12 protein-coding genes, 1 other RNA gene and 2 pseudogenes are annotated in these 11709 nt (G+C 36.6%); 10 read left to right on the top strand and 5 right to left on the bottom strand.

Annotation, left to right across the window (positions count from 1 at the left end):
• Positions 1–431: pseudogene (locus tag FGQ66_RS14180) on the bottom strand (helix-turn-helix domain-containing protein); the annotation flags it as partial.
• Between the two features lie 426 nt (positions 432–857).
• Here FGQ66_RS14180 and FGQ66_RS14175 point away from each other — a divergent pair.
• A pseudogene (locus tag FGQ66_RS14175) lies at positions 858–957 on the top strand (IS200/IS605 family transposase); the annotation flags it as partial.
• 97 nt (positions 958–1054) lie between these two features.
• On the opposite strand, the gene FGQ66_RS14170 reads toward FGQ66_RS14175, so the two are convergent.
• Complete coding sequence (locus tag FGQ66_RS14170) at positions 1055–1906, bottom strand: helix-turn-helix domain-containing protein (protein ID WP_113846167.1); 852 nt, start codon at positions 1904–1906, stop codon at positions 1055–1057.
• A 105-nt stretch (positions 1907–2011) separates the two neighbouring features.
• Between FGQ66_RS14170 and tadA the strand changes: the two genes are divergently transcribed.
• The 6 genes from tadA to FGQ66_RS14140 all read left to right on the top strand — a co-directional run bounded on the left by tadA (position 2012) and on the right by FGQ66_RS14140 (position 6474).
• The gene (tadA, locus tag FGQ66_RS14165; RefSeq protein ID WP_373994296.1) at positions 2012–2527 is read left to right on the top strand and encodes a tRNA adenosine(34) deaminase TadA; all 516 of its coding nucleotides are present in this window, start codon (positions 2012–2014) and stop codon (positions 2525–2527) included.
• Positions 2528–2541: 14 nt separating this feature from the next.
• Positions 2542–2628: signal recognition particle sRNA small type (gene ffs / locus FGQ66_RS14160), an RNA gene on the top strand.
• A 340-nt stretch (positions 2629–2968) separates the two neighbouring features.
• A complete protein-coding gene (locus tag FGQ66_RS14155) occupies positions 2969–4351 on the top strand; it encodes a bifunctional metallophosphatase/5'-nucleotidase (RefSeq protein WP_138302634.1) in 1383 nt (460 codons plus the stop codon).
• Positions 4352–4387: 36 nt separating this feature from the next.
• Positions 4388–5056: a YutD family protein gene (locus FGQ66_RS14150; protein WP_138302633.1), complete on the top strand. Its 669-nt coding sequence runs from the start codon at positions 4388–4390 to the stop codon at positions 5054–5056.
• Between the two features lie 7 nt (positions 5057–5063).
• Positions 5064–5828 (top strand): TIGR01457 family HAD-type hydrolase, encoded by a 765-nt coding sequence (locus tag FGQ66_RS14145; protein ID WP_138302632.1) that lies wholly within the window; start codon positions 5064–5066, stop codon positions 5826–5828.
• A gap of 1 nt (position 5829) precedes the next feature.
• A complete protein-coding gene (locus FGQ66_RS14140; RefSeq protein ID WP_005876712.1) occupies positions 5830–6474 on the top strand; it encodes a TIGR01906 family membrane protein in 645 nt (214 codons plus the stop codon).
• A gap of 94 nt (positions 6475–6568) precedes the next feature.
• Here FGQ66_RS14140 and FGQ66_RS14135 read toward each other — a convergent pair whose 3' ends face one another.
• Positions 6569–7078, bottom strand: a complete 510-nt coding sequence (locus FGQ66_RS14135) for a phosphatidylglycerophosphatase A family protein (protein ID WP_005876714.1) — start codon at positions 7076–7078, stop codon at positions 6569–6571.
• Between the two features lie 120 nt (positions 7079–7198).
• Positions 7199–8197 (bottom strand): NAD(P)/FAD-dependent oxidoreductase, encoded by a 999-nt coding sequence (locus FGQ66_RS14130; RefSeq protein WP_081135785.1) that lies wholly within the window; start codon positions 8195–8197, stop codon positions 7199–7201.
• A gap of 371 nt (positions 8198–8568) precedes the next feature.
• Here FGQ66_RS14130 and FGQ66_RS14125 point away from each other — a divergent pair, with 371 nt between their 5' ends.
• Positions 8569–9153: a peptidylprolyl isomerase gene (locus FGQ66_RS14125; RefSeq protein WP_005876718.1), complete on the top strand. Its 585-nt coding sequence runs from the start codon at positions 8569–8571 to the stop codon at positions 9151–9153.
• Between the two features lie 43 nt (positions 9154–9196).
• Here FGQ66_RS14125 and FGQ66_RS14120 read toward each other — a convergent pair whose 3' ends face one another.
• Positions 9197–10363 carry a MalY/PatB family protein gene (locus FGQ66_RS14120; protein WP_138302631.1) on the bottom strand — a complete coding sequence of 389 codons (1167 nt, stop codon included), beginning with the start codon at positions 10361–10363 and terminating at the stop codon, positions 9197–9199.
• Between the two features lie 88 nt (positions 10364–10451).
• Between FGQ66_RS14120 and FGQ66_RS14115 the strand changes: the two genes are divergently transcribed.
• Positions 10452–10832 (top strand): CvfD/Ygs/GSP13 family RNA-binding post-transcriptional regulator, encoded by a 381-nt coding sequence (locus FGQ66_RS14115; protein ID WP_138302630.1) that lies wholly within the window; start codon positions 10452–10454, stop codon positions 10830–10832.
• Positions 10833–10905: 73 nt separating this feature from the next.
• Positions 10906–11268 (top strand): hypothetical protein, encoded by a 363-nt coding sequence (locus tag FGQ66_RS14110; protein WP_005876724.1) that lies wholly within the window; start codon positions 10906–10908, stop codon positions 11266–11268.
• Positions 11269–11709: the final 441 nt, after the last annotated feature.

Below are 11709 nucleotides of genomic sequence, written 5' to 3'. Positions count from 1 at the left end.
TTTACGACAATATCCAATAATGCATGGCTTTGTCCGTTCATCATGATAAAACTCATTGCACTGGCAACAATTCGAACCGATTTGAATTCATCAAAGCATAAGACCTTTGGCAAAGTCTGTTTGAAAGGATTCAAGGGGCGGTAGAATCTCTTCATAACACGATAGACCGAAGAAGTGGAGATATTTTTCTGACGAGCGATTTCCGTCATGGAAGTATTCTCTTTTAAGCGAGCAATAACAGACCAATGAATGATCCTAGAGGGGACGACACAAAGACAATGGGGACACTCTTCTGGCTTGTACAGAAGAGTTCCTTTATAAATCAAGCAAATTTGCCCTTTATATTTTTCTTTAGTTAAACAATTTTCCTCGAAATAGATATTTAGGTCTAGAATATTTAGGGTATCTTTGATAAGCTGAGTATGAGACATCTTGAATCCTCCTATGAATTTGTTAGCCAAATTAATTCTAAAGGATTTCAGGGTGTCTTTTCTATATTTTTTTATACAAAAAAAGATGTTGGCGAAGTTCACCAACATCAAAAAGTATAGAGCCAAAATTGTTTATATGGAAGATGAAAGTCAGATGATTAGTCTGGCTTTTTTTATATTTTGGATGGTTCACTCTTCACAAAAAATAAGCATGTGTTTGTATAATCGACTAAGATTCCAACTTAAGTGCAACAAAAAAATCATAGCGATTATGTAGATCATTTTTCTAGAGAAATGGCATAAATTTTCAGCGCTAGGTGACAAATAGAAAACTGTGCCAATTAAATATGAAAATGACAAACTGTATTTTTCAAGATTACATTATTGACTATTTAGGGTACACTTTAATTTTACACATATAAGTAATTAATTGAAGCGACCATAAGAAAATACATTCAAGAATAAACCGGATATCGCGCTAGATAAATTGAGTGTTCGAGAGTATGAAGACCCTTTTAAGGATTAGAGAGTAATACAAACACCTTTTTAAAGGTGTGCAAAAGTGTCAAAGAGATCGAGACAGAAGTGTTTTCTTACTTTTGTCCCAACCTCTTATTTAGAGATCAATTTTGCAACAGAATAAGATAGCAAAAAAGGAGATCATTTGCTTCTTTTAAATTGAATCCGGTTTGTTCTTGGAACTTCTCGATTTTATATTTCAACGTGTTTCGATGGAGAAACAACGCTTTAGCGGTAGAGCTGATATTTCCTAGATTTCGCCAAAGCTCCAAGATGATTCCTTCCATTTCTGCTTGTTTCAGTATTTCTCGATAGCTATGCATCAAGGAACTCTTTTCGATTGTTTCCCTTGTGTAATGTTGGAGAGCGATTTCTGACAATGTAGTGGTACGATTGTAGGCACCAAAATGTTGCTTTTCCTGTAAGAAAATCTTTCGCTCTTCAAAAAACAAATCAGGAAGATCTTGTGTAGGTAAATGAAATGTTCCAACGAATGCTTGTGTGGTTATATCAAAGTCAGTATCAAGCGAAAGAAAAATCCCATTAAGCTCGGTAACATCAAGATAGCCCGTTTGTTTTTTTTCAATGATCAGTGCATCTGTCTCAGTATAAAAGAAAAAATCTTCGAGAGAAAAGAACATTTCGCGGATAGTTTCTTGCCACTCTTTTTTGAGAAAGCCAGTTCTAGGTGTAACGTGTAATTGAATGATACGGTAACTGTTATCTAGAGAAATAGGCTTGTTTTCAAAGAGAAACTGATACCATACATGAGTAGCTGCGTTGATCGTATTAGGGAATAGCGCTTCCAAAAGATTTAATTCCTGAGAAGACAAAGAATTTTTTTCAATCCATAAGAACTCATTTTCTATCAACAAAGAAAGAATCTTTTCATCAGAAGCGGGATGTTTCTTTCTTTGCGCATTGGGATAAAGTTCAATCAGTTTGGTCATATTCATGGGATTCACCTCTCCTATAGTTTACCATAAGAAAAAAAGCTAGTTACAACCTTTTTGACATATGCTACAGTTAATCAAGAAATAAAAAGCAGAGGAATTTTAAAAGTGGACGAACAAAAAGTGCAAGAAAAAGAATATTGGATGCGTTTGGCTATAGAAGAAGCGAAAAAAGCACATGAATTAGAAGAAGTGCCGATCGGGGCAATCGTTGTACTAGACAATGAGGTTATCGGGCGAGGATACAACTTACGAGAAACAACACAGGATGCTACGACTCATGCAGAAATGATTGCTATCAGAGAAGCGTGTCAAAAGGTCGGAAGCTGGAGATTAGAAGAAGCACAGCTATATGTCACCTTAGAACCTTGTCCGATGTGCAGTGGGGCAATGATTCTTTCACGCGTAAAAGAAGTTTATTTTGGTGCGTTTGATCCAAAAGGTGGTACTGCGGGTACATTGATGAATCTTCTTGAAGACGAACGTTTTAACCATCAAGCTTTTGTCGAAGGCGGTATTTTAGAAGAAGACTGCGGGAAACTCTTATCAGATTTTTTCCGGGAACTTCGTGCAAGAAAAAAGAAAGCAAAAAAGTCTGGTCAAATTACTGAAAATGAGTTATAATAATCTTTGCCGAAAGGCTAGGACAATGGTGGGCTTGTGAAGCGTGTCAGATCTGGAAGGAAGCAGCACTAAGCAGGATCCGCCATGTGTCTGATTGAATAGATTGATCGTAAGCGTGATAAATCAGTTGATTTATCCGCATTTTTTTTGCAATTTATCTGTATTTTATACATAGTGGATAAGAGAAGGCAGTGATGCTAGGTAATTGGGATCAAAAAGTAGCGAGCGTGGTACATGCTCGATTGAGTCCACCGCACATCCATTAATAGCAGCCATTTATTCGAAAAGTTGAAAGAGTTGTCCCATTCATTGGGCCAGCTCTTTTTTATGTATGTCGAATCAGCTGATAAATGAAAGAGAGACTTGGTTAAAGGAATCCCTTCAAAGTGAACATTCAAATCCCCTATGGTATTATTAAGTAAAGCGAGGCGAATAAATAAAATGGAAAATATAGTTCTTTTACATACCAATGACTTACATTCACATTTAGAAAATTGGCCAAAAATCAGACGGTTCATCGATCAAAAAAAGCGAGAAAACGAAAAGAAAGGGATAACGACGATCACAGTTGATCTCGGTGACTTTACTGATCGTTGGCACCCATTATCAGAAGCAACAAATGGTCAAGCGAATGTTGAACTGATGAATGAAGTGGGTTATGACGCGGCGACGATAGGAAACAATGAAGGTGTGGGAAATGCTAAGAAAGAATTGAATCACCTATACGATCAAGCGAACTTTGATATTTTGTTAGATAATTTATTTGATAAAAACACGTTACAGCCACCGAAATGGGCAAAACGTTTCAAAGTGATCGAAACGCCCGAGCATACCAAAATTGGATTGATTGCATTTACTGCACCTTTTCCTCTGACTTATAGTCCGAATGGTTGGGATATCCGTAATCCCTATGACATCTTGCCAGAACTTGTTGAAGAGTTACGATCAACTGTGGACGTTTTGGTTTTGATGAGTCATTTAGGGATTCCAGACGATAGTCAAATTGCGATGGAGTTACCTGCTATTGATGTTATCTTAGGGTCACATACCCATCATTTATTTAAAGAGGGGCGAGTAATCAATACTGTTCAACTGGCTGCGGCAGGCAAGTATGGACAATATGTTGGTGAAGTACATTTAACGATCGATGAAGAGAAAAAGATCATTGCTCACTCTGCTAAAGCGATACCTACTGAGTCAATGACCTCTTTTGCCGAAGATGAACAAGAAATCGAGGAATATTTGAACAGAGGCCATCAGTTGTTAGCAGAGAAAAAAGTGGCAGAGATCCCTTTTGAATTATCACTAGACATCTATGACGAATATTCGTTTATCCATGAAGCACTAGAAGCAATTAAATATAGAGGGAAAACGGAGGGGGCTATCTTAAACAGCGGGTTGTTTTTAACCAGTATCCCAGAGGGCATCGTAGACCAAGATCAACTCCACACGGCATTACCTCATCCAATGCATCTGTTGAATGTTACGCTCAAAGGAAGTGATCTGATACGTTTAGTATTAGAAATTGAAAAAAATCGAGCTTTTTTACGGAATTTTCCTATGAAAGGAATGGGATTTCGAGGTAAGATATTTGGTCAGATCGTTTATAGCGGTATTTCATATGATGCGATAAATCATCAAGTCTATTGGCTGAATAAACCAATAGACTTGGAAAAAAAGTACACGTTTACTACGGTTGATCATTTCATGTTCATTCCTTTTTTCCCAACAATTGAAATTGCAGGAGAAAATGAGTTCTTATTTCCAGAATTTATTCGAAGTGTCGTAGGCAATTACCTAAATGCTTACTATCCAATAAAATAAAAACAAGGTATAATGTGAAAGATAGGTGGTGAAAGCATGTCGGCTAAACAAAAAAAGCAACAAAACGTTGAATCCGAAAGAAAAGAAAAAAACATAACAGAAACTAGTGAAGATAAGACTGTGACAGAAGAGATTACGGCAGTCATAGAAGAAATCATTGAGGAACCAAAACCAGAAAAAGTAAAAGGAGAAATAATTACTTTTTTAGATGAAACCAATTTTTTGATTGGCGAAAGACAGTATCGACTTGTAACGAATTATCGTGAAGGGTTTGATTCTGAAAAATTAGGTGAAAGATACAGTGATGTATTATCTAGGTATGATTATATCGTTGGTGACTGGGGCTATGAACAGTTAAGATTAAAAGGTTTTTTCCGTGAAGACAATAGGCGTGCTCATCCAGAACAACGAATTGACTCTCTAGAAGATTATTTGTATGAATATTGCAATTTTGGTTGTGCTTATTTTGTGATCGAGCGAATCGGTGGCAAAAAAGAAAAAAGTACACAACGTCGCAGGAAAAAGAAAAACCAAGGTCGGGCGTATATTGATGAGAAGAAAGTACCCGTAGCTTCAAATCACAAAAAACCGGTCATCAAAAAAAGAAATACAAACCAAATAAACAAAGAAACAGTAAAACCAAAAATGAATACAGCAAAACCAAAATCAAATACGAACTTTACGATAAGACAAAGGGAAGAGTAGTGAAGAGATGAGTTATAAAGGATACTTGATTGATTTAGATGGAACAATTTATCGCGGAACAGAGCCGATCCCAGCAGGTAAACGTTTTGTGGAAGAGTTGCAAAAAAGAAACTTACCGTTTATTTTTGTGACCAACAATACAACTAAGAGCCCAGAAACAGTCGCAAACCGATTAGCAAATGAATTTGATATCCACGTTGAACCAAAAACTGTTTATACAGCTACACTTGCGACAATCGATTATATGAAAGCTGACAACAAGGGCAATAAAGTATATGTGATCGGCGAAGCTGGTCTGATTGATTTGATTTTAGAAGCAGGTTTCGAGTGGGAGGAAGCAGGTCCGGATTATGTTGTTGTTGGTCTAGATAATTATTTAACTTATGAGAAGGTTGTGAAAGCAACTTTAGCTATTCAAAAGGGTGCGACTTTTATTGGAACGAATCCAGATAAAAATATCCCAACAGAACGCGGATTGCTACCGGGAGCTGGTTCTGTGATCTCTTTTGTTGAAACAGCTACACAGACACCACCCATTTATATTGGCAAACCTGAAGCGATTATCATGGATAAAGCAGTGGAGCAGTTGGGACTGAAAAAAGAAGAAGTAGTCATGGTTGGGGATAATTATGAAACAGATATTCAAGCAGGTATCCGTAATGGTATCGATACGCTATTAGTGTTATCTGGTTTTACGAAGAAAGAGGATATTCCCAATTTGCCGATTCCGGCTACGCATGTCTTGGATTCTTTAGACGACTGGAGTTTCTAATATGAAAAATAAGAGATGGATCTGGGGAGAATATGCTGGAATAATCAGCTTGTTCCTCCTGTTGATCAGTTTAGCTATTGCTATAACCATCAACTTTCGCCCATTGTATGTGTTTGATATCGATCATTTGAATATCCTAAGATATACAACGCTTGATCAGGATACATTGTTAAAAAACTTTGATCATTTGATGGGGTATTTGAATAATCCGTTTGAAAAAGGATTAAGATTACCTGATTTTCCAGTATCAGCAAGTGGTGCGCATCACTTTTTCGAAGTCAAACGGCTTTTTCTGATCGATTATCTTGTATTGGCCGTTACGTTGATTCCTAGTATTTATTTTCTTGTTTACTTGAAGAAAAATAAACGATTTTGGCGTTTGATCCGCCCATTCCAGATTGGCATGTTCGTACCGATCGTCTTAGGTTTTTTCATGGCGATAGGATTCGATCGTTTCTTCATTCTTTTTCATGAAACCATTTTTAATAATGAAGACTGGTTATTCAATCCGGCTACTGATCCAATCATCAATGTATTGCCAGAACAGTTTTTTATGCATAGTTTTATTTTGTTTTTTGTTTTAATTGAACTATTTTTTGCATTGTTCATTTTTATTGGAAAAAGAGAATTAAAAAAAGAAAAATAAAAAGGAAGGACTCACACAACGTATAGATGTTAGTAGAGTTCCTTCCTTTTTTACGATCAAGTTTCAGCTTTCATTTATTTCGTATAGATTTGTATTACTGAGTTAATCGGCTCCGCTTTTCTGGTTCTTGATGCGCGAGACGACTAGCAGCAGAAGCAGCAATCGCTCCCACGATATCATCTAAAAATGTATGCACGTTTTTTCCATCATGACTGTTTAATTTTTTTAGGATACCAGGTTTTACTTTGTCGATGTAGCCATAGTTCGTAAAACCAATCGTTCCGTAGACATTCACGATCGATAACGCTAATATTTCATCTATCCCATACAGTCCTTCATCATCTTCAATAATATGTTGCAAAGGAGCCATCAATTTGTTTTCTTCAGCTAAGATATCCAATTGCACACCTGTGATGATCGCGTTATGCACTTCCCGTTTCGTTAAAACAGCATTGATGCTTTCGATGCAATCCGCCAAAGTAAGATCAGAGATATAATCTTTTTGTAAAAACATCACTAATTCTGCAATGTCAGCTGTTTCTACGCCACGCTCTTTCAATAGATCCCGTGCTTTTTCTTCTAAAGTTTCAGTTTTTATAACCATGTTGTTCCTCCTTTTTTACCATTTCCTATCAAGTTAATGGTAGCTCATTCGGATGAAAAAGTAAAAAATGATCATTTGAGATAGCGCTGTCAGCTTGTACTCATATCATCTGAAAAATAGTTATTTTCTTCGCATCGTGTTGTCATATAGACTTGTACTATGCCCAGGTTGTGCCCGCTCTTTAGGATTGATGAAATGTAGCGCATTGTTAACAGCAGTTGGAGCTTCACCAAAACCAGTCGCAATCAACTTTACTTTCCCATCATAAGAGCAGATATCTCCCGCCGCATAGATACCGGGAACAGAAGTAGACATATCGGAATTTACAGCAATAGCATTTCTTGAGCTTTCGAGCCCCCACGTAGCAAGATGTTCGAGATTCGATGTAAAGCCATAATTAACAATTAAGGAATCAACCATCAAATCGATTGTTTCATCACTCTTGACCATCTGCAAACGGATATCTGTTAATTCACCATTTTCGCCAGACAAACTCTCGATAAGATAGGGAGTCAATAGATTGACAGAAGAAGACTTTAATAGGTTCACACTATGTTCATGGCCTCTAAATTCTGGACGCCGATGGATCAAATAAACTTCACTTGCGATGGGTTCAAGCATCAAAGCCCAGTCAATTGCGGAGTCGCCGCCACCAGCAATTGCGACTTTTTTTCCTGCATATTTCATCAAATCATTTACAAAATAATCAATGCCATGGTTTTCATAAGTGGCTGCATCAGGTAAATTCAATTTTCTAGGTTGAAAAGAGCCATTCCCCAAAGTTAAAATTACTGCTTTAGAATAATGGATTCCTTTTGTTGTTGTAATTTCAATGATATCTTCATCCTTCGTAATTGAAAGAACTTCTTCATTTAATTGAAAGGTATGATTGAACGTTGTCAATTGCTTTTCAAGATTTCCTACCAGTTCACTCGCTTTGATTGCTGGGTATCCAGGAATGTCATAGATATATTTTTCAGGGTAAAGTGTCGATAATTGTCCTCCTAATTGAGGTAAACTATCAATAATCTTTGTTTTCGCTTGCCGCATACCTGCGTAGAAGGCTGCAAACATACCTACTGGACCAGCACCAATAATTGTAATATCGTAGATTTCCATAAAATGATTCCTCCCCATAGTCACACTATAGCAGAATTTAATTGAGAATTCTTCTCAAATAGATTAACCGTTAAAAATAAATGAATTTGAAAACAGCAATAAAAATTTTTCTCGCTTATTGAGAGAATTGTTCGTTCAGTTAGAGATGTGATATTTACGAATACTAGTGCTTCGAGTATGATACTTGTTTCGAGGATAAGACCCGCTTATAAGCAAATAGCAGATAAGTATCCACATTTCAGGAAAAGGTATATAATCGTTTTAAACTATGGAACCTAGTCTTTTGATTTTTCTTGTGTTTCATTTAACAGTGACTAGATAGAATATGTTATTATTGCATTTGTAGTAATAAACATTAGGAGGAAAATACTATGGCATTCCCACAATTGAATCTAGCAAATGAGAAGGGTCCAAAAGCAGTTATTAAAACCAATCGAGGAGAAATCACGGTACAATTATTTCCTGAATTAGCACCAAAAACTGTCAAAAACTTTATCGAATTAGCTAAAAAAGGATACTATGACGGTGTAATCTTCCACCGTGTTATTCCAGACTTTATGATCCAAGGTGGCGATCCAACTGGAACAGGCATGGGTGGCGAAAGTATCTATGGTGAAAGTTTCGAGGATGAATTCAGCCGCGAGCTATTCAATCTACGTGGCGCTTTATCTATGGCAAACTCAGGACCAAATACGAACGGTAGTCAATTCTTTATCGTAAATAATGAAAATGTACCTGCAAATATGCTTGGTCAATTAGAAGGGGCAGGTTTCCCTGCTGAAATCATCGAAGCGTATAAAAAAGGTGGTACACCATGGCTTGATTTCCGTCATACTGTTTTTGGACATGTCGTTGACGGCATGAACACAGTGGATGAAATCGCAAATGCGCAACGTGGCCCACAAGATCGACCTGTTCACGATGTTGTAATTGAAACAATTGAGATTTCAGAATAAGAATAAAAAGTCGAAGCAGCGTTACGCTGCTTCGACTTTTTTATTAGGCAAATGTTTTTTTGATTCGTTCCAATCCATCCAACAACACTTCTTTAGGGCATGCAAGATTTAAACGCATATGCGAGTGGCCAGCAGGTCCAAAAGTAATTCCAGGGTTCAATACTACTTTTCCTTTTGTTACCAGTAACTGTTCTAGAGTTTGGTCGTCCTCTTCATAAGCAGAAAAATCCAACCACATCAAATAGGTTCCTTCAGGTATCATCACGCGTACTCCAGGCAAGTTTTCTTTGAAATAATCTTGGGCTAATTCTGCATTGTTTTTTAAATAAGGGAGAAGTTTGCTTAGCCAGTCCGAACCAGTATCGTAAGCTGCCTTGGTACCGATCAAGCCGAATGTATTCACCTCATGCTGTTGGTTCATCACGAGTTTCTTTTCAAACGCTGCTTTTAACGTTGGATTTTTTATAATTACCATTGAATTTTTGATCGCTGCTAAGTTAAATGTTTTTGTAGCAGAAGTGAAAACGACCAAAGAATCATTTAAAGATTCATCAATAGTAAGCATTGAAGTGAATGTATGAGGAGCAAAAACTAAATCTTGATGGATTTCATCGCTAAAAAGCAGAACATCATGTTTTAAGCAAAGAGCGGCTACTTTAATCAATTCTTCTCTCGTCCATACGCGACCACCGGGGTTATGTGGATTGCAAAGGATCATTACTTTCACGTTTTCGGTAATCATTTTTTCTTCCATATCCTCAAAATCCATCATAAATTTATGGTCTTTTTCTATCAATTTACTCCGTACGAGTTGTCGTTGGTTATTTTCCACAATAGATGCAAATGGAGGATAGACGGGATCGTGGATCAAGATACGATCGCCTACTTCAGTAAATGTCTGGATAGCAACCGCTAAACTAGCTAATACCCCACTAGTGAAGGTAATATTTTCTTTGGCTAAAGAGACATCGTGCTGCTCTTTCTCCCAATCAATCACAGCTTGATACAATCCGTCGCTGATGATCGAATACCCGAAAAGACCATGTGAAACGTACTTTTCAAATGCCTGTTTTACACTGGTAGGAGACAAAAAGTCCATGTCTGCAACCCACAATGGTAACAGATCGTTCGCATGATAAGTTTGCGCTATCGAATCCCATTTGACGCTTTCCGTATTTCTTCTTGCAATTTTTTTATCAAATTCATTCATTTGATGGCCCCCATTTTTTGATTCTTCTCAGAACTTCTTTTTTTCTAACATTTACAGTATAATGATAAATGCGAAGAGAGGGAAGTACATGACATATAAAATTGGACAAATAATCAAAGGAAACATAACTGGAATACAGCCTTATGGCGCATTTGTGTCTTTAGACCAAGAAACGCAAGGGTTGATCCACGTTTCAGAAGTACAGTCAGGTTATACAAAAAGTATTCATAGCTTGTTAAAAGTCGGCCAACCAGTAACGGTTCAGATCATTGATATTGATGAATATTCAAAAAAAATCAGTTTGTCATTGCGTACATTAGAGAAAAAAAGCCCCGTGATTCCGTATCGAAGAAAGAGATATTTTACAAATAAAAACAAAAAAATTGGGTTTGCGACCATTGCAGAGCAACTTCCTATCTGGGTAAGTGAAGCTTTGGCGGAATTAGAACAGAAAGAAAATAAGAAATAAAAAGTGTATTTTTTCTGAAAATGTGCTAGAATTTTTACGTAAGCCATAGAACAAATTGATCGAGGTGGAAATTTTGGCAAGCAAAAGAGTCGCTGGAACAATCATGTTGCATTTGGAGGATGGATCGAAAAAGTTTTTAGTCCATTCAGTTGATGATAAACTGGAGTTTGCGTTAGCAGAACTTTCAGAGGAAAAGACTGGTTTAGCAAACATACTTAGCTTTTTGAAAGAAATTGTTCATATTGATGTTAGTAAGATTGACTTGATGGAGTTGACGAATACACATATTAACCATGAGAATATCCCATTATTTGTTTTTGAAACAGAGCAAAAGAGCCAAAGTGAGAAATTAGGCGAAGGATATCTTTGGGAAGACTCAGGTCAAATGCGTTCTGTTCTTGGAACTTACGAAGTTGAAGGGGTTCCTTTCTTTTGATGTAATAGTTGAAACTAAAAGAAACTTGAATTTATTTCAAGTTTCTTTTTTCTACTCATTTTAGGCTGGATTGGCATGAATGTTAAGTAAATTCTTGTTGTTTTCTGGAAATATATCAGATAGCGCCAGTACTTTTGTGTAAAAGACGAATAATTGCTTTTTGAACCGACCATCTGGGACAAAATTAGACTAAAAATTACTATTGACGCTTGCTGTCTTACATGGTAAATTTAACAACGTTGATTTGAGAAAAATGGCTTTGATTATTTTCTAAAAGAAACTTTAAAAAAAGTTCTTGACGTGTGGGTGACCGCATGATAAGATAACTAAGTCGTTTTAAAAGAACCTATTGAAAAGCTTGATTTAATCAAGAAAAACTTCAAAAAAGTTCTTGACAAATAACAAAAGATAAGTTATGATATACGAGTTGCTGAAAGATTT

Origin of the sequence: Enterococcus sp. BSD2780061688st2 D3, assembly GCF_005844145.1 — a bacterium.
Taxonomy (GTDB): Bacteria; Bacillota; Bacilli; order Lactobacillales; family Enterococcaceae; genus Enterococcus_B; species Enterococcus_B durans.
Note: the sequence above shows the minus strand (reverse complement) of the source record. Positions and strands in the feature narration are given on the sequence as shown.